The sequence below is a fragment of the Paraburkholderia sp. HP33-1 genome (assembly GCF_021390595.1).
In the GTDB taxonomy this organism is placed as follows: Bacteria; Pseudomonadota; Gammaproteobacteria; order Burkholderiales; family Burkholderiaceae; genus Paraburkholderia.
Genome location: NZ_JAJEJR010000001.1, coordinates 2,620,633 through 2,642,404 on the forward strand (window position 1 = coordinate 2,620,633; position 21,772 = coordinate 2,642,404).

Consider the following 21,772-nt stretch of genomic DNA (forward strand, 5'->3'; position numbering starts at 1 on the left):
GGATAATCCGGATGGAACGCCGCGCCGGCAACGGCTGCGCAACGGGCGAAACGGTAACGGCCAGCAGCTGACGGGCTCGATTGTACGCGACGGTTAACCGGCCGGTTGCGCTCCTAATGCGCTGCGCGGACGTTGCGCGACAGCGCCGCGCGACGCATCCGCCGCCGATCGGTTAAGCTGCCGCCTGCCCTTCCCCTGATCCCGTTCGACCCCGCGATGACCGCCTTCCTGCTGATCTGGAGCCCCAAGAAATGGCCGTGGCCTGAGTTGCCCGACATCGCGAAACGCGTGGCCGCCGGCGAAGCGGTGGCCGACGCCTGGGGCTGCGGCTTCGCGCGCGGCATCCTGCCCGGCGATCGCGTATTCCTGCATCGCGTCGCGCAGGAGCCGAAAGGTATCTTCGGTTCAGGCTACGTGACGCGCGCCCCCTACGAAGTCCCCGACGCGTCGACCAAACGCGGCTACCGGCTGTGCATCGACTTCGTCTACGACTGGCTCGTCGATGCGCGCGAGGCGCCGGTCATCACGCGCGATCAGTTGCGGGTGCATCCCTTCTCGGTGCAGACCTGGGATGCGCAAAGTTCGGGCACGAGCATCAAACCGATCGCCGAAGGCGCGCTGGAGAAGCGCTGGGCCGAATTGACCGGCAAGCGCAAGCCGCCGGCGATAACCTGACCGAGCAGCCAGGCAAAACACGCGCCGCCGCAACCGCCCGCCCGCACAGCCCGCCGCCGCCGACTCCGGTACAATTTCCGGATCCAACCCGGCATCGCGCGAAGTGCCCGCGGGAAACGTCCAAGGCCCTTTGCGCCGCTGCGCAACCCCTATTCAAGCTATCCCAGCCATCGCCATGTCCAGAAACGAAATCCTCTTCGAACGCGCGCAACGCACGATCCCCGGTGGCGTGAATTCGCCGGTGCGCGCTTTCCGTTCCGTCGGCGGCACGCCGCGCTTCATCGAGCGCGCGCAAGGTCCGTACTTCTGGGACGCGGACGGCCAGCGCTATACCGACTACATCGGCTCGTGGGGGCCGATGATCCTTGGCCACGTTCATCCCGAGGTGCTCGAAGCCGTACAGCGCGTGCTCACCAATGGCTTCTCGTTCGGCGCGCCGACCGAGTCGGAAGTCGAGATCGCCGAGGAAATCTGCAAGCTGGTGCCGTCGATCGAACAGGTGCGCATGGTGTCGAGCGGCACCGAGGCGACGATGAGCGCGCTGCGTCTCGCGCGCGGCTTCACGAACCGCAGCCGCATCGTCAAGTTCGAGGGCTGCTATCACGGCCACGCGGACAGCCTGCTCGTGAAGGCCGGCTCGGGTCTGCTGACCTTCGGCAATCCGACCTCGGCGGGTGTGCCGGCCGATATCGCCAAGCACACCACCGTACTCGAATACAACAACGTCGCCGAGCTCGAAGAGGCGTTCAAGGCGTTCGGCAACGAGATCGCATCGGTGATCGTCGAGCCGGTCGCGGGCAACATGAACCTCGTGCGCGCGACGCCCGAATTCCTGCAGGCGATGCGCCGCCTGTGCACCGAGTACGGCGCGGTGCTGATTTTCGACGAAGTCATGTGCGGCTTCCGCGTCGCGCTCGGCGGAGCACAGCAGCTTTACGGCATCACGCCGGACCTCACGTGTCTTGGCAAGGTGATCGGCGGCGGCATGCCGGCGGCGGCCTTCGGCGGCCGGCGCGACATCATGGCTCATCTCGCGCCGCTCGGCGGCGTCTATCAGGCGGGCACACTGTCCGGCAATCCGATCGCAGTCGCGGCCGGCCTGAAGACGTTGCGACTGATCCAGGCGCCCGGCTTCTACGACACGCTCGCCGCGCGCACCACGCGTCTCGCGCAAGGGCTCGCGCAGGCGGCCCGTGAAGCCGGCGTGCCGTTCGCGGCCGATGCGCTCGGCGGCATGTTCGGCCTCTACTTCCGCGAATCGATCCCGACCAGCTTCGCCGAGGTCACGCAGAGCGACGTGCCGCGGTTCAACGCGTTCTTCCACAAGATGCTCGACGCGGGTGTGTACTTCGCGCCGTCCGCCTATGAGGCGGGCTTCGTGTCGAGCGCGCACGACGACGCGGTGATCGACGCGACGATCGACGCCGCGCGCGGCGCGTTCGCATCGCTGAAGGGCTGAAGCAAAGGCCGCAACCCGCACGACCCAGACACCGCACCCCAACGGACACCGATGTTCTCGCAAACCGATTTCGTCCACATGGAACGCGCGCTCGCGCTCGCGAAGCGCGGCATGTACACGACCGACCCGAATCCGCGCGTCGGTTGCGTGCTCGTCAGAAACGGCGAGGTGATCGGCGAAGGCTACACGCAGCCGGCCGGCCAGGATCATGCCGAGATTCGCGCGCTGAAGGACGCGCGCTCGCGCGGCCACGATCTGCGCGGCGCGACCGCTTACGTGACGCTCGAACCGTGCAGCCATTTCGGCCGCACGCCGCCGTGTGCGAACGCCCTGATCGAAGCGCAGATCGGCCGCGTGATCGCGGCGATGGAAGACCCCAATCCGCAAGTCTCCGGCCGTGGTCTCGCGATGCTGCGCGAGGCCGGTATCGAAGTGCGCTGCGGGCTGCTCGCAAACGAAGCGCGGGAGCTGAACATCGGCTTCGTGACGCGCATGACGCGCGGCCGTCCGTGGGTGCGCATGAAAGTGGCGGCATCGCTCGATGGCCGCACCGGCTTGCCGTCGGGCGAAAGCCAGTGGATCACGGGCGCAGCCGCGCGCGCCGACGGCCATGCGTGGCGCGCACGCGCATCGGCGATCCTGACCGGCATCGGCACCGTGCGCGAGGACGATCCGCGCATGACCGTGCGCGCGGTCGATACGCCGCGCCAGCCTCACCGCGTATTGATCGACAGTCAGCTCGACGTGCCGCTCGACGCGCAGATCCTCGCCGGCGCGCCGACGCTGATCTTCTGCGGCCATCTCGATGCGCGTCTCGAAGAACGCGCGAGTGCGCTGCGCGAACGCGGCGCCGAAATCGTGCCGCTGCCGAACGCCGCGGGCAAGGTGGATCTGCCGCGAATGCTGAGCGTGCTGGGCGAGCGCAACGTGAACGAATTGCACGTCGAGGCCGGCTACAAGCTGAACGGCTCATTGCTGCGCGAAGGCTGCGTCGACGAACTGCTCGTTTATCTCGCACCGAGCCTGCTCGGCATGGACTCGATGAGCATGTTCAATCTGGCCGCGCCCGACCTGCTCGAAGACCGCGTGAGGCTGAATTTCCACACGATCGAGCGGATCGGCGACGATCTGCGCATCCTCGCGCGCTTCGCGCCGACAGCCGCACCCGGGACCGACGCCGTGTCCCCCACCGTTTCGAAATGATCAAGGACTAGAACGATGTTTACAGGAATCGTCGCGGCAGTGGGCCGCATCGAATCAGTCAAGCCGCTTGGCACGGGCGGCGACGCGGGCGTGCGCCTGAACGTCGATGCGGGCGACCTCGACCTCGCCGATGTACAGCTCGGCGACAGCATCACGATCCAGGGCGCCTGCATGACGGTGGTCGCGAAGACCGCTCATTCGTTCGAAGTCGACGTGTCGCGCGAAAGCCTGAACCGTACGGCCGGTCTCGGCGAAACCGGAGAGGTCAATCTCGAGAAAGCGCTGCGCGCGCATGACCGGCTCGGCGGGCATATCGTGTCCGGACACGTCGACGGGCTCGGCACCGTCACACGTTTTGCGCCGGTTGGTGAATCGCACGAGCTGCGGATTCTGGCGCCGCGCGAGATTGGCCGTTATCTCGCTTACAAGGGGTCGATTACGGTCAATGGTGTGAGCCTGACCGTGAATTCCGTCCAGGATCGCGACGATGGCTGCGAGTTTTCGATCAATCTGATCCCGCACACCGTGCAAGTGACGGCGCTCAAGCATCTGCGCGATGGCGTGCGGGTGAATCTGGAGATCGATCTGATTGCGCGGTATGTGGAGCGGATGCTCAATGCGCCGCGCGATGGCGATCAATCGGCAAGGTAACTCCGTTCCGGCGATCGTCTACGCGCCGCCCGCCGCTACGCCTACTCCGACGCATCAGCCATGACACCCGACTCGTCACTCGCCCACGCCAAAGCGCGCCATCTCGCGGGCGACCTGCCCGCCGCTCGCGCGCTCTACGAAACCGCACTGGCTGAACAACCCGAGAACGCCGACATCCGGCTACGCCTCGGCATACTCGAACTACAGTGCGGCGACGGCGAACGCGCGCTGGCACAGCTCGACCGCGCGATCGCGCTTGCTCCATACGACGTGCGTCATCGTGGGATGCGCGCTCACGTGCTTCACTCGCTCGGCCGCTTCGCGCAGGCCGCCGCGACGCTGCGCGAAGCGATCACGCTCGATCCGGCGGACGCCGAGCTGCATGCGGCGCTCGGCAATGCGCTCCAGGCGCAGGCCGATCACCACGCTGCGATCGATGCGTACACGTCGGCGCTCGCGCGCGATCCAGCCAACGCCGATGCCGCCAGCAATCTCGGCAACAGCCACCGGCAACTGGGCGCGTTCGACGCAGCCGGGCGCGCTTACCGGGCCGCCCTCGCCGTACAGCCCGCACATGCGCTCGCGCTCACGCAACTTGGCACACTGCTCGACGAACAGGGTCAGCACGACGAAGCGCTCGCGTTGCTGCGCGAAGCCGTGCGCGTCGATCCACGCGCGCCGGCAGCACTGATCAACCTCGGCGTCGCGCTGTGCGGCCGGCGCGCGTTCGGTGAGGCCGCAGACGTGCTCGCGCAAGCGGTCACGCACGCGCCATTGAACGCCGACGCCGCGTACAACCTCGGCAACGCGCTACAAGGCCTGGGCCGGCCCGCGGACGCGGTGACACAGCTCCGTCGCGCCACCACGCTATCCCCCGATCATGCCGATGCGTTCAACAATCTCGGCAACGTGTGCGTGCTGCTCGGCGAAACGGGCGCGGCCGCCGATGCCTACGACGCCGCGCTACGCGTGCGTCCCGGCTTCGTCGCCGCTCATAACAACGCCGCGAATCTGCGGCGCTCGCTCGGCCTCTACGACGAAGCGATCGCCCATCTGCGCCTCGCGCTCGCGAGCGACGCACGGCACTCCGCCACGCACAACAATCTCGGCAACGTGCTGAAGGACAGCGGCGCCCTCGACGACGCAATCGACTGCTACCGGCAAGCGATCGCCTGCGATCCGCACAATGCGCTCGCTCACAGCAATCTCGTCTACGCGCTGAATTTCCAGGCCGAAAGCGCCGACATCGTGCTCGCGGAAGCCCTCGACTGGTCGGCCCGACACGAGCCGCGCGACCACGCTCGGCCTGCGCGCCCGCGCGCGGCCCGGGAGCGCCTGCGCGTCGGCTATATCGGCGCGGACTTCCGCGACCATTGCCAGGCGCTCTTTCTCGTGCCGCTCCTCGCGCACCACGATCGCACGGCGTTCGAGATCACCTGCTATGCGAGCGTCGCGCGGCCCGACGCCCTGACGCAGCGCCTCGCCGGCTACGCCGAGCGCTGGCGCGACGTGCATGGCATCGACGACGCGCAACTCGCGCAGCAAATCCGCGACGACGAAATCGACATCCTCGTGGACCTGACGATGCACATGGCAGACGGAAGACCCGCGTTATTCGGGCGCCGACCCGCGCCGGTACAGGCAACATGGCTCGCGTATCCCGGTACCACGGGACTGGCGTCGATCGATTTCCGCCTGACCGACCCGTATCTCGATCCACCCTCACACGACCATTTTTATCGCGAGCGCTCGATCCGGCTCGCCGACTCGTTCTGGTGCTACGACCCGCTCGCCGACGAACCGGCGGTGACAGTGCCGCCGGCGCTTGCCGCGGGCCACGTCACGTTCGGCTGCCTGAACAATCCATGCAAGCTGACCGACCGCACACTGCGGCTTTGGGCCGGCGTGTTCGCGCGACTACCCAACGCGCGCCTGATCGCCCTGGCGCCGCAGGGTTCAGGGCGCGCCCAGCTTGTCGAGCGGATGCGCGCGAACGGTATCGACATTACGCGAGTCGATTGCGTGCCGTTCCGGCGCCGCGCCGACTATCTCGCCTCCTATCACGCGATCGACATCGCGCTCGACACGTTCCCGTACAACGGCCACACGACGACACTCGACGCGCTGTGGATGGGCGTGCCGGTCGTCACGCGCGTCGGACAAACGGCGGCGGGCCGCGGAGGACTGTGCCAGCTCGCGAATCTCGATCTGCATGCGCTCGCGGCCGACAGCGACGCGGCGTTCGTCGAAACGGCCGTCGCGCTCGCGCGCGACCTGCCCCGTCTCCAGACGTTGCACAAGGAACTGCGCGGCCGGATCGAGCGCTCCCCACTGATGGACGGCGCGCGCTTCGCACGACAGCTCGAAGCAGCCTACCGACGCATGTGGCGCGACGTATAGACCAGGGGTTTGAAGGGCGCTTCAGAAAGATTCCGCCCGCACCTGCGACTTCAGATCGAGCAAGCCTTCTTCATGCGTCGCTAACGACTCCTCGAGACGCCGCGCGAGTTTCATCAACTGCGCGATCGACGCACGGCACCGTTGCGCGGCATTGCCGGAAAGACTCAGTACGCACTCGCGAATCGCGTGGCTGAGCGCGGCGTGAAGGCGTCCGTAGTCGATACCCGCAACCTCGCACATTGGCCCATTCGGACCCGCGCGCTCGATGACGATATCGTCGAAACCGACATCGTCATCGAGCTTGATTCGCGCAAGCGAAGCGTCGGGCTTGATCACATAATCGCCCAACAGCCGGTCTGCCTCGCGACCAAACAGCTCGAATATCGATTGCGACAGCGCGTTGCACAGCCCCATCACGTCTTGCGTTGCCGCATGCGTATCGAGCAACGCGGGCAGCGTCGGCACGATGCCGCGCCATACCGCGTTGGCGAGCTGCTCCTGCTGTTGTTCGAGCTTCGCGAGCTCGGCTCGCGACGACTCGCCCAGTTCGGCAAGCAACGGCAGCACGTGGCTTTGCAAGCGGCCGAGCACGTTCTCTTCCAGATGATGCAGAAGCACCTCAGCCCGCTTGCGCCGCTTATAGGCGAGCGCCGGTCCGGTGATGTCGAGCAACGCGGCATAGAGCCGCTCGAAGCCCGCGTCGGTCATGGCCGCCGCCGTCTGCCCTGCCTCGCGCGCCACATACGCGGAGATCGACACCGGCGGTTTCAGCAGCGCCTTGTCGACGCTCATCGCCACAAGCTTGTCTTCGGCACGCACCTTGACGTCGTGCTCCTGCAGCGCGCGACGCGGCGCGCTCTTGTTGCGCAGACATTTGACGAGCTCGCCGTCGACTTCGTCTTCCTCGTACTCGTCGCTGCGAGTGACGACCGGCAGCAGCGGCTTGTTCCTGTGCAACTCGCGGCCGAGCTCGTCGAGCTCCTGCACCTGGCCCGGCGAGGTGGAACTGGTCAGCCACAACACACCGTCGGCGCTATCGGTGAAGCGCTGCGTCAATGCGGCGTTTTCCGGCGTCACAGAATGCAATCCCGGTGTGTCGAGCAGCACGAGCTTTGCGCCGAGACGGATACCTTGCAGCCGCGACGTCGTTTCGGTCGCGCCTTCCGTGAAGGGCTCCGGCGTTTCGTCGACGCGGCCCGCGTCGACGTGGAAATACTGCACGCTCCGGTCGTGCGCGGCGAAGCGCTCGGCGAGGAAATTGCAGAACGAGCTTTTGCCCGCATTGAACTTGCCGAATACGAGCAGCAATGCCTGATCGTTGAAATGGTCGGCGAGGTGCTGGGCCGCTTCGAGGCTGGACCACTGTTGCGTCCACGCGCGCACGCTGTCGCGCACGAGCGTGTTGATCGTGTCGGCCTGGATGGCCAGCGCGCTGTTTGCGTGCAGGCCGCCCCACGTCAACCCGTCTGTTTGCAGATCGGCATTCAGCTTCGCGAGCCAGTCGTTCAGTGCATGCAGCAGCGCGTCGATATCCTGAGCGATGAAGTCGAATGCATCGACTTCGGCGATGAAGCGTTGCTCATGGCTCGCGTCGGCTTTCATGCTCGCGCCTCGAGGATCCGCATCGCGGCCGCAGCGTGGTCCGATGCGGCGATTGCCGCTTGCGTATCCGCGATTTGCGCGGCCAGCGCCTTGCGCTCAGCGGACAGCTCGTAGTAGTGCGTGAACTCGCGTTGCATGCGCTCGCGTCCCGTCGCTTCGCAGAACATCCGGCGCAGATCCTTGCGGAACTTCACCGACACGCCCATCACCGCGATCATCACCGAGTTCAGGCTTCTCGCCGCGGTGTGCTGCTCCGTAGGCAGACCGATGACGCCATAGCCGGCCAGCATCGCATCGATCTCGATGCACGCGCGCGAGTACGCGATCTGGATGTGCGCGCGCTCCAGTTTGCCCGCGGTGATCGCGTAGGCATCCTTCGCGGTATCCGGCACGATCGCGTGATCGGTGCCAAGCGCATTCAACATCGCGTCGATGTCGCCGCTGACCTTGCCGATGACGGTCGCGAGACTCCGATCGAAGTCCTGCCTTTGTTGTTGCTGAGTTTTGCGCAGAATGTCCAGCGACGTCTGCCGTGCCGCACGCAGCTGTTGCAGCTCATCGCGGATTTCACCGGACAGCAGCGCGGTTTCGCGCGCGCGCGCATCCGGCACGCGCGCGAGTTCCACGTGCAGCGCCGCCTGCAACGCGGGGATGCCGCTCTTTTCCAGCAGCAGTTTCTTGCCGCCGTCGAGCCCTTTGCGATGCCGCATCGACGACACCGCATTCAATGCGATGTTGGGCATCTGCCGCTCGATCGCGTCGCCGATTTTCTGCAACGCGGTATCGTCGGCAAGCTGGTCGACTTGCGACAGGACGAACAGCGTTTGCCGTCCGGTCCTGATGCGATCGGCGTCGAGCTCGGTCAACAGCGTCAGTTCCTTCGCATCGAGTTCGCCCTCTTTCGCGGCGTGCACGAACAGGCGAATGTCGGACTTGAGCCACGCGGCGCGCAACGCTTCGCGGTCGTCGCCGCTGCCGACGTCGGCGTCGAGTCCCGGTGCGTCGAGCCAGCGTACTCCCTGATGCACGCTATCGGACAGGCACACCGTTTCGCGCCGGTCAGACACCGCGAACGCATCGCGGCCCAGCAGCTCGTTGAGCAGGCTGCTCTTGCCGTGGTTGTACTTGCCGACGACGGTGACGACGGGTTCGCTGTCGTCGATCAGAATCAGCAGGCGCGCCAGATCGTGAGCCCGATCCGGCAGCACGGATGCAACATCGTGGGCTGCCTGCTCACGAATTTTGCTCGACACCGTCGACTCCTCAACGCTTCAGGGATTCGGCCAGCAGAATTGCCGGCCGTTGGCATCGAAAGGCGGCGGCCGTGTCGCCACGGCGCCGCCTCGTGCGATTACGCTTCGGCCGAAGCGCGCAGACGATAGACGAGCTGGTTGTCCTTACCCTGGACCAGCGGCGTGATCGTGAAGTTGAACTCGATGTCCTTGTACGCATCGGCCTTCAGGCCCAGCGCCGCGCCACCGGTTTTCTCGACGACCGGCGGAATCAGCTCTTCGCGCGTGGCATACGCGAAGTCGTCCCAGATCAGCGGATCGCCTTCGATGTTGAACTGCGTAGTCAGCTTGCGATGGTTGTCGCTCGTGACGAAGAAGTGCACGTGCGCCGGACGGTTGCCGTGACGGCCCAACACGTTCAGCAGTTGCTGCGTCGCGCCTTGCGGCGGGCAGCCGTAACCCACCGGCATCAACGTGCGGAATTCGTACTTGCCGTCGGCGCCGGTCTTCACCGCGCCGCGCAGGTTGAATTCGCTCTGCGCGCCGGTCGGATCGAAGTGCGAGTAGAAACCCTTCGAGTTCGCGTGCCAGCATTCGACGAGCGCGCCTGCGACCGGCTTGCCGTCCATATCCTTGACCGTGCCGTGGATCACCAGCGGGCCCGCGTCTTCGTCAGCGTTGATGTCGATCTTCGACGCGCCATCGCGCACCGTCGCGCCGGCCACATACAGCGGGCCTTCGATCGTGCGCGGCGTGCCGCCTTCGAGTCCGATCTGCCTGTCGGCGGCGTCCATGCGGACGTCGAGGTACTTTTCGAGGCCGAGGCCGGCCGCGAGCAGCGCCGCTTCGCCGTCCTGACCCAGCTTGTTCAGATAGTTGATACCGGCCCAGACTTCGTCCGGCGTGATATCGAGGTCATCGATCGCCTTGAACAGGTCGCTCACCAGACGGAAAACGATCTGCTGGAAACGTGCGTCGCCGTTGCCGGCATCGACGTTGGAAGCGGCTTTCAGCAGGTCCTGCACTTCTTTGGTTTCAAAAACTTTGACGCTCACGATGACTGTCTCCAGTTTGTATTGGGGAAAAATGGCGATAGATGCGCTCGCCTTAAATGCGCCTGGCCGCTGGGCTCAGATGTCGTCGTCCCGAATCGACGACAGGTGACGACACAGAGGCGTCACCGAAATCTTCATGTACGGGAACAAAGGCAAGCCGGACAGAATGTCATGCAGTTCGGCGTTGCTCTCTACATCGAAGATGCTGTAATTCGCGTACTCGCCAACGAGGCGCCAGATATGACGCCACTTGCCGCTACGCTGGAGGTCCTGCGAGTAAGCCTTCTCGCGCGTTTTGATTTCGTTGGCCACGTCGGCCGGCATGTCAACCGGCAGGTTCACGTCCATTCGTACATGGAAAAGCATGGTTGAATCCTCCTGATCGGAATCCGTTTAGCGGGTGACCTTCATCAGCCCGTCCCGGGTGAATCGCCTGACTTTCTCTTCGTCTAGTTCGATGCCAAGACCCGGGCCGTTCGGCACAGTCAGCTCGAAGTCGCTGTAGTCGAGCGGCGTGGTCAGAATCTCTTCGGTGATGAGCAATGGCCCGAACAGCTCGGTGCCCCATTGCAGATTCGCGAAGCTCGCGAACAGATGCGCCGACGCCACCGTGCTGAACGCGCCTTCAAGCATCGTGCCGCCGTACAGCTCGATGCCGGCGGCATCGGCGATCGCGGCCACGCGCTGCGCGGCGAACAGGCCACCGCTCTGTTCGATCTTGATCGCGAACACGTCGGCGCCGCCATTCTTCGCGATCTCGAACGCGCTTTCCGGGCCTTGCAGGATTTCGTCGGCCATCAGCGCAACCGGGAAGCGACGCATCAGCCGCGCAAGCGCCGCGGCGGACGCGACCGGCTGCTCGACCAGATCGCAACCCGCGTCGGCCAGCGCCGGAATCGCCCACGCGGCCTGCGTCTCGCTCCACGCCATGTTGACGTCGACGCGCACCGCGGCGCGCTCGCCCACAGCCTTCTTGATGTCGGCGACGTGCTTGATGTCGGTCTTCAGTTCCTTCGCGCCGATCTTCAGCTTGAAGACCTTGTGGCGACGCACGTCGAGCATATGCTCGGCTTCGGCGATGTCCTTCGCGGTGTCACCCGACGCGAGCGTCCACGCGACCGGCAGACGCTCACGACGACGGCCGCCGAGCAGCTCGCTCACCGGCACCCCGAGGCGCTTGCCCTGCGCGTCGAGCAGCGCAGTTTCGAGCGCGCTCTTCGAGAAATGATTGACCTTGACCAGCTTGCCGAGGTGCGCCATCAGCGCCTGGATTTGAGTCGCATCCTTGCCGATCATCGCCGGAGCGAAGTAGGCGTCGATTGCGAGTTTCATCGCTTCGGGGCTTTCCGGGCCGTAGGCCATGCCGGCGATCGTGGTGCCTTCGCCGATGCCGACGATGCCGTCGCTGCAGTACACCTTGACCAGCATCAGCGTCTGCCCGTACATCGTGGCGACCGACAACTTGTGAGGGCGGATCGTCGGCAGATCGACGAGGCGGGTTTCGATGCGTTCGATGGTCGCGAGTGTCATGGCGGGTGCGGCGAGAGGTGAGTTCATTGCATGTTTTTATACCCCTCGCCCGTTTGGCCAGTCCAATACTTTTCCTGTCCTTTTTCATACCTGCAAGGTATGGTTGGACCAGGAAGGCCGGTCTTTCTATGGATTTTGCATTGCACCATGCACGACATGCATTGAAAAACAGGTCATTTTCGCGCGCCAAACATGATCTGCGTCAACCTTCGATGCATGCAGAGCATGTTGTGTGAGCCGCACCGACCCCCTCGCCCACGGTTTCGACGAGCGTAGCAACCTTGCCAGGCTCATCAGCAGTCGGCCAAACGGCCTAGGTCATCTGGCGGAGGCGACTTGGACACGCGCGTGGCGTAAAATACGCGCTTTCCCGAAAATCTCGCCAACATGACGCTCGCCTCCACCCAAGAGATCATTGCCGAACTGAAAGCCGGCCGGATGGTGATTCTCGTCGACGAAGAAGACCGCGAAAACGAGGGCGACCTCGTGATCGCCGCCGAGTTTGTCACGCCGGAAGCGATCAATTTCATGGCTCGCTACGGTCGCGGCCTGATCTGCCTGACGCTGACCCAGGAACGCTGCAAGCAGCTCAATCTGCCGCTGATGACCTACCGCAACGGCACGCAGTACGGTACCGCGTTCACGATCAGCATCGAAGCGGCCGAAGGCGTGACGACCGGCATCTCGGCAGCCGACCGCGCTCGCACGATCGCCGCCGCCGTCGCGCCCGACGCAAAAGCGGAGCACATCGTGCAGCCGGGCCATATCTTCCCGATCATGGCCCAGCCGGGCGGCGTGCTGGTGCGAGCAGGCCATACGGAGGCCGGCTGCGACTTCACGAGGCTCGCCGGTCTCACGCCGGCTGCGGTGATCTGCGAAGTGATCAAGGACGACGGCACGATGGCGCGCCTGCCCGACCTGCTCGAGTTCGGCAAGGAGCATGGTCTGAAGACCGGCACGATCGCCGATCTGATTCACTATCGCAGCCGCACCGAATCGATCGTCGAGCGTATCTGCGAACGCACCATGCAAACCGCGCACGGCGCGTTCCGCGCGGTCATGTATCTCGACCAGCCGAGCGGCCAGCCGCATATCGCGCTGGTGCGCGGCACACCGACGCCCGAGCACGACACGCCGGTGCGCGTGCACGAGCCGCTTTCGGTGCTGGATCTGCTCGAAGTCGGCGAATCCACCCATTCATGGACGCTGGATGCGGCCATGAAAGAGATCGCGGAGCGCGATCTCGGCGTGGTCGTGCTGCTGAACTGCGGCGACTCGAAAGACCATCTGATCGACGTCTTCAAGGCGTTCGACTCGAAGGAAAAAGCCGACGCGCTGAAGCGCCGGCCGGTCGACTTCAAGACCTACGGCATCGGCGCGCAGATTCTGCGCGAACTCGGCGTCGGCAAGATGCAGGTGCTGTCGAACCCGCGCAAGCTCGGCAGCATGTCGGGTTATGGTCTCGAAGTCACGGGCTTCATTCCGATGCCCGGCAGCATCACGCAAGTCCCGCACGGCTGATCCGGCCACTCACGCGCCTCGCGCCCACTCAAACACTACGGAATTCACATGGAAATCGGACAATACCAACCGAATCTCGACGGCGACGGACTGCGCATCGGCATCGTCCAGGCGCGTTTTAACGAACCCGTCTGCAACGGCCTCGCGGACGCCTGCATCGAAGAACTCGAACGCCTCGGCGTGACCGGCGAAGACGTGCTGCTCGTCACGGTGCCGGGCGCTCTGGAAATCCCGCTTGCGCTGCAAAAGCTCGCGGAAAGCGCGCAATTCGACGCACTGATCGCGCTCGGCGCGGTGATCCGCGGCGAGACGTACCACTTCGAGCTCGTGTCGAACGAAAGCGGCGCGGGCATCACGCGCATCGGTCTCGACTTCGGCATTCCGGTCGCGAACGCAGTGCTGACCACCGAGAACGACGAGCAGGCCGTCGCGCGCATGACCGAGAAGGGTCGCGACGCCGCCCGCGTGGCTGTCGAAATGGCGAACCTCGCGGTCGCGCTCGAGCAGCTCGGTGGCGATGACGACGAAGAAGAAGACGAAGACGACGAGGAAGAAGCATGAAGAGCGCACGCCGACGCTCCCGCGAACTGGCCACGCAGGGGCTTTACCAGTGGCTGCTGTCGGGCTCGCCCGGCGGTGAGATCGACGCGCAACTGCGCGGCGCGCAAGGTTACGACAAGGCCGATCACGAGCACCTGGACGCGATCCTGCATGGCGTGATGCGCGATTCCGAGGCGCTTTCGGCCGCGATCGCGCCGTGCCTCGACCGTCCGATCGATCAGCTGTCGCCGGTCGAGCGAGCGGTGCTGCTGGTCGCCGCGTTCGAACTGAAGAATCATGTCGACATTCCGTACCGCGTGGTCATCAACGAAGCGGTCGAACTGACGAAGACGTTCGGCGGTTCGGACGGCTACAAGTACGTGAACGGCGTGCTTGACAAGCTCGCGGCGCAAATGCGCGCCACCGAAATGCAGGCAGCCCGCAAGGGCTGAGCGCAGCGTGCGAGGGGTCCATGCCGCGCATTGGGCCCCTGCCGCGCCGCACTGCACCGGGCGAAGAACCTCAATCGCCCGCAAGGACGCCGCCTCGCACACTAATGAACGCATCAGCGCATCATGGGATGTGCGGGCGCCGTCCCGCTTCTGCTTCTGAACTGGATTTGACCGTATGAACTCCGTGACCGAACCTCTCGTGCGGCTTGCCGCGCGCGTCGATGCCATCCAGCCTTTCTACGTGATGGAACTGGCCAAGGAGGCCGCGCTGCTCGAACGCGAGGGGCGCGACATTATTCACATGGGCATCGGCGAGCCGGATTTCACCGCGCCCGAGCCGGTCATCGAGGCAGCCGCGAGCGCACTGCGCCGCCGCGTCACCCAGTACACGAACGCGCTCGGCGTGCACGCGCTGCGCGACGCGATTTCCGCGCATTACGCCGAGTGCTACGGCGTCGACGTCGATCCGGCGCGGATCGTGGTCACAGCGGGCGCGTCGGCCGCGCTCCTGCTCGCGTGCGCGGCGCTCGTCGATCGCGACGACGAAGTGCTGATGCCCGACCCGTGCTATCCGTGCAACCGCCATTTCGTGATCGCCGCCGAAGGCAAGCCGGTGATGGTGCCAAGCGGCCCGGCCGAGCGCTTCCAGCTGACCGCCGCCGACGTTGAGCGCCTGTGGAGCGAGCGCACCCGCGGCGTGCTGCTCGCGTCGCCGTCGAATCCGACCGGCACGTCGATCGAGCCGGCCGAGCTCGAACGCATCGTCAAGGCCGTGCGCGCGCGCGGCGGCTTCACGATCGTCGACGAGATCTACCAGGGACTGAGCTACGACGCGAAGCCGGTCTCGGCGCTGTCGTTCGGCGACGACGTGGTCACCGTCAACAGCTTCTCGAAGTACTTCAACATGACCGGCTGGCGCCTCGGCTGGCTGGTCGTACCGCCCGCCATGGTCAGCGCGTTCGAAAAGCTCGCGCAGAACCTGTTCATCTGCGCATCGGCGCTCGCGCAGCACGCGGCGCTTGCCTGCTTCGAGCCGGAGACGATCGCGATCTACGAAGCGCGGCGCCTCGAATTCAAGCGACGTCGCGACTTCATCGCCCCGGCGCTCGAATCGCTCGGCTTCTCGGTGCCGGTGATGCCCGACGGCGCGTTCTACGTGTATGCGGACTGTCGCGGCGTCACCCATCCGGCGGCCGGCGACAGTGCGGCGCTCACGAGGGCGATGTTGCACGATGCCGGCGTCGTGCTGGTGCCAGGGATGGACTTCGGCACGCACGCGCCTAAGGACTACATCCGGCTGTCGTATGCGACCGCGTATCCGAAGCTCGAAGAGGCAGTCGAGCGCCTGGCGAAACTGTTTGGGCGACACTGAGGCCTTGGGTCGGCGGGCAGCTGACCTGCCAGACACAAAAAAAAGGACACTCGCGAGTGTCCTTTTTTCTTCATGCGGTCGCTCGGCAGAGCCTAACTCAAGCTCCCATCTCCGAGGCCGACGCCACATGAGGCGTCGAACTGGCGCTCGAGTCGTCCTGATCGCCCGACTGCGTGTGCACCGCCGACGTTGCCGAGTTCAGCGCATGACCGCCCTGCAACGTGACCTGCACGCGCTTGCCGTTGCCGCCGCTCGTCACAGCGGCCGACGCCGGCGTGGCCGACGCGGTCAGCACCGGGGCCTGCGGCGCATTGATCGGCACCTTGCGACCACGCGCGACGTCGCGCAGACGACCGCGTTCGGCCATCACCTTCGCACCGTAGCCGCCGTCGTCCGGAGTGCTCGAGCCGACGTAGAGGCGCAGGCCGCCCGGCAGCGAGCCGCCGCGCGCGATGCAATCCTTCAGCACGAGCGCGCCGACCTTGATGTTCGCGAGCGGTTCGAGCGCCGCGCTCTGGCCGCCGAAATACTGGAATTTGTCCGAATGCACCTTCGACATCACCTGCATCAGGCCCTGCGCGCCAACACCACTCTCGGCGTACGGGTTGAAGCCCGATTCGATCGCCATCACGGACAGCAACAGCAGCGGATCGAGGCCGACTTCGCGGCCGGTGTCGAACGCGGCCTTCACGAGCTCGCTGACGGGCTCCTGAGCGACGCGATAACGCCGCGCCAGGTACGACGCGACGAGATCCTGCTCGTGGCTTGAGACCAGCACGCGGTCATCGCGCGCATCGGCGGAAACGCGCTGCTGCGGAATCAGACGCGCGAGCGCGCTGACGCCCTGCATCGTGCGCGGATTGAGGCCACTGAGCGCCGCGGCGCTCATGCCAGACGGGACGGAGCTGTCGAACCCGCCGTCGAAGCTGGTGGTGGCCGCCGTGAGGGTCATGCTGCCGTCGTTCGTGCCGTCGGCGGGGTTCGGCATGGTCACCGGATTGGCCGACAGCGATTCGTCGGACGATGGGCTGGCGTTTCTGGCCGGTCCGATGGCCGGCAGCGGATTGCCTTGCAGCAAGCGGGCGGGACCCGCCTGCACGGCGGCGGAAATGACCGGCATCAGACGCGCGGCGAGCGCGCCGCGCCAGGTCGGCATCAGCCACAGTGCGAGAGCCAACACCACGGCGATACCGCCGACAATGCTGAACAGGTGATGACTCAGTCGCGTCCCGCGGCGCAGCGCACCGCGCACAACCTGCGCAATACGCTCATCGGGACGCCACGATAACCAGGCGTTCATTCAGATCTCCCATCTTGCATGATCCGCGAACTCCGCCGGGACAAATCAGGCGGTACAGCGTGCTCGCAGAGTCAAGACATCGCGTGCTCTCTGGTTGGGCAGCAGCGATGCCGGGAAAACGGCAACAAATACCGTCTGGGGAACCATTTCAAAACAGCCCACACATACTCGATGCATGCCGGGCTCGGCTCCCACGCGAAAAACCAGCGTTGGTGGACGCTAGTGAGGGACTTCAATAAGGCCGTTCCACCCTGCAGGGAAGTAAAACGGTGACGCGTTGCGTCTTAGGACCGGGGGCGACGGTAAAAAGGTTAACGCCACTACAACCAATGTGGACGGATTCTATGCACGGTTTTATAGATCGTCAACACTATAGAATGCAACAATTATAACTATTTGTTATTATGAACAGTGTTCAGTCGGCCGAGAACCGCGCTCTACACGCGTTTTGAGCGATCCGACCCTGGCTGTTTGGGATAGGCGATTTGGTTGATCTACGTGCGCTAGCTAACGCATGTAAAATCGACAATCGTTTTTTTGCGCCAGACAGGTACCACCGCCGTTCCTCCTGCGCTCCCAGTCCAATGCGCCGCGCATGCGGCCTGAACCGTCACAGATGAAATACAAAGACCTGCGCGATTTCATCGGCCGCCTCGAGACGATCGGTGAACTGCGCCGAATCTCGCAACAGGTATCGCCGAATCTCGAAATGACCGAACTGTGCGACCGCGTGCTGCGCGCGCAAGGGCCGGCTCTGCTGTTCGAGAACACGGAGCGGCATGCGTTCCCGGTGCTCGGCAATCTGTTCGGCACGCCGCGCCGCGTCGCGCTCGGCATGGGCATCGATGCCGAAGCGGGCGAAGGCGACCAGGCGGCGCTCGAATCACTACGCGACGTCGGCCGGCTGCTCTCCGCGCTGAAGGAACCCGAACCGCCGAAAGGGCTTAGGGACGCGGGCAAGCTGCTGTCGCTGGCGAAGGCGGTGTGGGACATGGCGCCGAAGACGGTCAGCTCGCCACCCTGTCAGGAAATCGTCTGGGAGGGCAACGATGTCGACCTCGCCAAACTGCCCATTCAGACCTGCTGGCCCGGCGATGCCGGACCCCTGATTACCTGGGGCCTGACCGTCACAAAAGGGCCAAATAAGAGCCGACAAAACTTAGGTATCTATCGCCAGCAACTGATCGGACGTAACAAACTGATCATGCGCTGGCTCGCGCATCGCGGCGGCGCGCTCGATTTCCGTGAGTTCGCGCTGAAAAATCCCGGCAAGCCCTATCCGGTGGCCGTCGTGCTCGGCGCCGACCCGGCGACAATACTCGGCGCGGTCACGCCGGTGCCCGACACGCTGTCCGAATATCAGTTCGCCGGCCTGCTGCGCGGCGGGCGCACCGAGCTCGCGAAGTGCATCACGCCGGGTGTCGACGGTCTGCAGGTGCCTGCGCGTGCCGAGATCGTGCTCGAGGGCTTCATCTATCCGCAGGAAGGCGCGCCCTCGCCCGCTCCGGCTGGCGCGCCGCCGCGTCCGACGAAGGGTGCCTCGGCCACGTACGAACACGCGCTCGAAGGCCCGTATGGCGACCACACCGGCTACTACAACGAACAAGAATGGTTCCCGGTTTTCACGGTCGAGCGCATCACGATGCGTCGCGACGCGATTTATCACTCCACCTACACTGGTAAACCGCCCGACGAACCCGCGGTGCTCGGCGTCGCGCTGAACGAAGTGTTCGTGCCGCTGCTGCAGAAGCAGTTCACCGAGATCACGGACTTCTACCTGCCGCCCGAAGGCTGCAGCTACCGCATGGCGATCGTGCAGATGAAGAAGAGCTATCCCGGCCACGCAAAACGCGTGATGTTCGGCGTGTGGAGCTTTCTGCGGCAGTTTATGTATACCAAGTTCATCGTCGTCGTCGACGAGGACGTCAATATCCGCGACTGGAAGGAAGTGATCTGGGCGATCACGACGCGGGTCGACCCGACGCGCGACACGGTGCTGGTCGACCGCACGCCGATCGACTATCTCGATTTCGCGTCGCCGGTGGCCGGGCTCGGCTCGAAAATGGGACTCGACGCGACCAACAAGTGGCCGGGCGAAACCGACCGCGAATGGGGTCGCCCGATCGTGATGGACGACGCGGTCAAACAGCGTGTCGATAGCTTGTGGAACGAGTTGGGCCTCGGCCTGTAACGCTCGCCGGACAACACAATCAATAACGGATGGAGCGCTAGCGGGGATGCACGCTTTTTCAATGATGTCGGACGGATTTTTTCTGTCGCTGTCGCTGTGCCTCGATATCGGTCTCGTCAACGTCGCGATCATTTCGCTGACGCTATCGCACGGCTTCCGGCCGGGCTTCTGGCTCGGCCTCGGCTCATGCGTCGGCGACCTCATTTACGCGGCGCTCGCGCTCGCGGGCATGGCCGCGCTGCTGCAGTTCGAGTCGGTGCGCTGGGTCGTATGGATCGGCGGTGCGGCGATCCTGCTGTTTCTCACCTGGAAGATGGCGCGTGAAGCGATGGTCCCAGCCACGGCGCCCGCGGTCGCTGGCGACGGCACTGCGCCAGTGCCGCATCGATCCGCATGGCGCGGGTTTCTGCGCGGCGTGCTGCTCGCGGTGTCGTCGCCGTCGGCGATTCTATGGTTCGCGGCAGTCGGCGGCGCGCTGATCGCGAAAGCTGGCGCAACGAGCCCGACGACCGCGTTGATCTTCCTCGGCGGCTTTTTCCTCGGCGGCCTGTGCTGGACGCTTTTTATCTGCGGACTCGGCAGCCACGGCCGCAAGCGCGCCGGCGCCGGTCTGCTGCGCGCGTGTCACGTTCTGTCGGCGCTGCTGTTCGCGTATTTCTCGTACAGCGTGATCGTCAACGGGTATCACGATCTGATCGTGCAGCGCCCCGCGCAAGTGGCAAGCTGAAGCGGCCCACTGAAAAGAAAACGGCTCGCATCGGCGAGCCGTTCTTCCGTCAGGCGACTCGACGTGAGCCGCTCATGCGAGGTATTGCGCGAGCTTCGGCAGGTCGACGTTACCACCGCTCACCACCACGCCGACCCGCTTGCCCTTCACTGGCACGATGCCGTTCAGCACCGCCGCCGCGGCGAGGCAACCGGTCGGTTCGACGACGATCTTCATGCGCTGCGCGAAAAAGCGCATCGTCTCGATCAGCTGCACGTCGCTGACCGTTTCGATTCGCGCGACCAGCTGGCGGATGATCGCGAACGTGTAGTCGCCCAGATGGGTCGAGGCAGCGCCATCGGCGATCGTGCGCGGGGTGTCGATATGGACGATCTCACCGCGCGCGAGCGACTGCTGGCCGTCGTTGCCCGCCTCGGGCTCGATGCCGATCACCGTGCAAGCCGGGCTCAGCGCAGCCGCCGACAACGCGCTGCCGCTGAGCAACCCGCCGCCGCCCAGGCACACGAACAACATGTCGAGCGGACCGGTTTCGTCGATCAGCTCCTTGACCGCGGTGCCCTGCCCGGCGATCACATGCGGATGGTCGTACGGCGGAATCAACGTCATGCCGCGCTCCTCGGCGAGCCGGCGGCCGATTTCCTCGCGGTTTTCCTTGTAGCGGTCGTAGGTGATTACTTCGCCGCCGTAGCCTTTCGTCGCGGCGACCTTGGCCTCGGGCGCGTCGTGCGGCATCACGATCGTCGCGTGAATGCCGGCGAGGCGCGCCGATAGCGCGATCGCCTGTGCGTGATTACCCGACGAATAGGTCAACACGCCCGCTTTGCGCTGCTCCGCGTCGAAATGCGAAATCGCGTTGTACGCTCCGCGGAACTTGAACGCGCCCATGCGCTGGAAGTTTTCGCACTTGACGAAGACCGACGCGCCAGTGCGCTCGTTGAACGTGCTCGACGTCAGAACGGGGGTACGGTGCGCGACGCCTTCGAGACGCGCGGCGGCGTCGAGGACGTCGTCGAAGGTGGGAGCGGGAAGCGCTTGCATCGGCGAAACTCTCCTGAGCGGTGGCGGAACAGCCATTCTCCCAGCTTCACCGGTGCTTTGGAACGGCGCTTGCGCGAAGCGTCAACGCCGTCGCGGAAAACGAAAACCGGCAACGCAAAAGAAAAGCGGCGCAACCCGGCAGATGAGCCGGCGTTACGCCGTCGAGGTTCTCGCGCGCCTCATGCGCGCCCGCGCTTAGCGGCGATAGTAGGGATGCCCGTAGTAGCCGCGATAGCCGTGGTAGTAGCCACGATAATAAGGGTGGCCATACCCGTAGTAGCCGCCGACCACGACCGGAACCGGCGCATAAACCGGCGCGGGCGGCGCGTAGTAGACCGGCGGCGGCGGAGCGTAGTAGACCGGCGGCGGCGCCGCATAAACCGGATAAGCCGGCGCAATCGGCACCCCAACACCGATACCGACGGAAACACCTGCCTCAGCGGCCCCGGCCAGTCCAAGGCCGAGTGCGGCTGCAACGACAAACGGAACGATCTTTTTCACTTCTGCTCTCCTCGAGCGGCCTACCAAGGTCGCCCACTACGCATGCCTCGCATGCTGTTGAACCAATGTATCTAAAAAGCCCCGGCCGAACTGTTCGCATTTGTTGCAAATTGCAATGAGCGACCGGAAGCGGTTTGTCGATCGCCGCGCGCGTTCACCTGCGCACCGCCGCGATGAGGGTGAAATGGGCCGGGAATCAAGGGGTTTGCACGCGACTGACGGAACGCGCGTTACAGGTCTGATCGAACGCGCGTGTCTGAGTTCGCGCATCGGTAATGTTTAATTACAAATTCGCTTCAATCCTGACAGCCGGAAGAAATTTC

19 protein-coding genes are annotated in these 21,772 nt (G+C 64.8%); 11 read left to right on the top strand and 8 right to left on the bottom strand.

The features are described from left to right. Positions 1-132 precede the first annotated feature (132 nt). The 5 genes from L0U81_RS11940 to L0U81_RS11960 all read left to right on the top strand — a co-directional run bounded on the left by L0U81_RS11940 (position 133) and on the right by L0U81_RS11960 (position 6,388). Positions 133-675: a hypothetical protein gene (locus tag L0U81_RS11940; RefSeq protein ID WP_442793403.1), complete on the top strand. Its 543-nt coding sequence runs from the start codon at positions 133-135 to the stop codon at positions 673-675. A gap of 175 nt (positions 676-850) precedes the next feature. Then, positions 851-2,134, top strand: coding sequence for a glutamate-1-semialdehyde 2,1-aminomutase (hemL, locus tag L0U81_RS11945; protein ID WP_233802870.1), 1,284 nt, complete (start codon positions 851-853; stop codon positions 2,132-2,134). 51 nt (positions 2,135-2,185) lie between these two features. Continuing rightward, the gene (gene ribD, locus L0U81_RS11950) at positions 2,186-3,337 is read left to right on the top strand and encodes a bifunctional diaminohydroxyphosphoribosylaminopyrimidine deaminase/5-amino-6-(5-phosphoribosylamino)uracil reductase RibD (RefSeq protein ID WP_233802872.1); all 1,152 of its coding nucleotides are present in this window, start codon (positions 2,186-2,188) and stop codon (positions 3,335-3,337) included. Positions 3,338-3,352: 15 nt separating this feature from the next. Beyond that, positions 3,353-3,988 (top strand): riboflavin synthase, encoded by a 636-nt coding sequence (locus tag L0U81_RS11955; RefSeq protein WP_233802874.1) that lies wholly within the window; start codon positions 3,353-3,355, stop codon positions 3,986-3,988. Between the two features lie 60 nt (positions 3,989-4,048). Further along, positions 4,049-6,388 carry a tetratricopeptide repeat protein gene (locus L0U81_RS11960; RefSeq protein WP_233802876.1) on the top strand — a complete coding sequence of 780 codons (2,340 nt, stop codon included), beginning with the start codon at positions 4,049-4,051 and terminating at the stop codon, positions 6,386-6,388. Between the two features lie 21 nt (positions 6,389-6,409). Here L0U81_RS11960 and L0U81_RS11965 read toward each other — a convergent pair whose 3' ends face one another. From L0U81_RS11965 to L0U81_RS11985, 5 genes are all read right to left on the bottom strand, one after another. After that, entirely contained in the window at positions 6,410-7,990 is a 1,581-nt protein-coding gene (locus tag L0U81_RS11965; RefSeq protein ID WP_233802878.1) for a GTPase, read from the bottom strand. After that, on the bottom strand, positions 7,987-9,243 hold the full coding sequence (locus L0U81_RS11970; RefSeq protein ID WP_233802880.1) for a GTPase: 1,257 nt from the start codon (positions 9,241-9,243) through the stop codon (positions 7,987-7,989). Before L0U81_RS11970 ends, L0U81_RS11965 begins: the two co-directional genes overlap by 4 nt. Positions 9,244-9,341: 98 nt before the next feature. Continuing rightward, complete coding sequence (gene catA, locus L0U81_RS11975; protein ID WP_233802882.1) at positions 9,342-10,277, bottom strand: catechol 1,2-dioxygenase; 936 nt, start codon at positions 10,275-10,277, stop codon at positions 9,342-9,344. 75 nt (positions 10,278-10,352) lie between these two features. Continuing rightward, on the bottom strand, positions 10,353-10,643 hold the full coding sequence (catC, locus tag L0U81_RS11980; protein WP_233802884.1) for a muconolactone Delta-isomerase: 291 nt from the start codon (positions 10,641-10,643) through the stop codon (positions 10,353-10,355). A gap of 27 nt (positions 10,644-10,670) precedes the next feature. Further along, complete coding sequence (locus L0U81_RS11985) at positions 10,671-11,807, bottom strand: muconate/chloromuconate family cycloisomerase (protein WP_233804308.1); 1,137 nt, start codon at positions 11,805-11,807, stop codon at positions 10,671-10,673. Between the two features lie 387 nt (positions 11,808-12,194). Here L0U81_RS11985 and ribBA point away from each other — a divergent pair, with 387 nt between their 5' ends. The 4 genes from ribBA (at position 12,195) to L0U81_RS12005 (ending at position 15,692) form a co-directional block, all read left to right on the top strand. After that, complete coding sequence (gene ribBA / locus L0U81_RS11990) at positions 12,195-13,328, top strand: bifunctional 3,4-dihydroxy-2-butanone-4-phosphate synthase/GTP cyclohydrolase II (RefSeq protein WP_233802886.1); 1,134 nt, start codon at positions 12,195-12,197, stop codon at positions 13,326-13,328. Between the two features lie 48 nt (positions 13,329-13,376). Next, the gene (gene ribH / locus L0U81_RS11995) at positions 13,377-13,889 is read left to right on the top strand and encodes a 6,7-dimethyl-8-ribityllumazine synthase (RefSeq protein ID WP_233802888.1); all 513 of its coding nucleotides are present in this window, start codon (positions 13,377-13,379) and stop codon (positions 13,887-13,889) included. Next, positions 13,886-14,320: a transcription antitermination factor NusB gene (nusB, locus tag L0U81_RS12000; RefSeq protein ID WP_233802890.1), complete on the top strand. Its 435-nt coding sequence runs from the start codon at positions 13,886-13,888 to the stop codon at positions 14,318-14,320. Before ribH ends, nusB begins: the two co-directional genes overlap by 4 nt. 175 nt (positions 14,321-14,495) lie before the next feature. Then, on the top strand, positions 14,496-15,692 hold the full coding sequence (locus tag L0U81_RS12005; protein WP_233802891.1) for a pyridoxal phosphate-dependent aminotransferase: 1,197 nt from the start codon (positions 14,496-14,498) through the stop codon (positions 15,690-15,692). A 97-nt stretch (positions 15,693-15,789) separates the two neighbouring features. Here L0U81_RS12005 and L0U81_RS12010 read toward each other — a convergent pair whose 3' ends face one another. Continuing rightward, a complete protein-coding gene (locus tag L0U81_RS12010; RefSeq protein ID WP_233802892.1) occupies positions 15,790-16,992 on the bottom strand; it encodes a transglycosylase SLT domain-containing protein in 1,203 nt (400 codons plus the stop codon). Positions 16,993-17,608: 616 nt separating this feature from the next. On the opposite strand from L0U81_RS12010, the gene L0U81_RS12015 reads away from it, so the two are divergent. Together L0U81_RS12015 and L0U81_RS12020 are read left to right on the top strand one after the other, a co-directional pair. Further along, positions 17,609-19,183, top strand: a complete 1,575-nt coding sequence (locus L0U81_RS12015) for a UbiD family decarboxylase (protein WP_233802894.1) — start codon at positions 17,609-17,611, stop codon at positions 19,181-19,183. A gap of 46 nt (positions 19,184-19,229) precedes the next feature. Then, positions 19,230-19,910: a LysE family translocator gene (locus L0U81_RS12020; RefSeq protein WP_233802910.1), complete on the top strand. Its 681-nt coding sequence runs from the start codon at positions 19,230-19,232 to the stop codon at positions 19,908-19,910. 72 nt (positions 19,911-19,982) lie between these two features. On the opposite strand, the gene L0U81_RS12025 is transcribed toward L0U81_RS12020, so the two are convergent. Both L0U81_RS12025 and L0U81_RS12030 read right to left on the bottom strand, forming a co-directional pair. Further along, positions 19,983-20,948 (bottom strand): threo-3-hydroxy-L-aspartate ammonia-lyase, encoded by a 966-nt coding sequence (locus L0U81_RS12025; RefSeq protein WP_233802912.1) that lies wholly within the window; start codon positions 20,946-20,948, stop codon positions 19,983-19,985. Positions 20,949-21,143: 195 nt separating this feature from the next. Continuing rightward, entirely contained in the window at positions 21,144-21,449 is a 306-nt protein-coding gene (locus tag L0U81_RS12030; protein ID WP_233802914.1) for a hypothetical protein, read from the bottom strand. Positions 21,450-21,772: the final 323 nt, after the last annotated feature.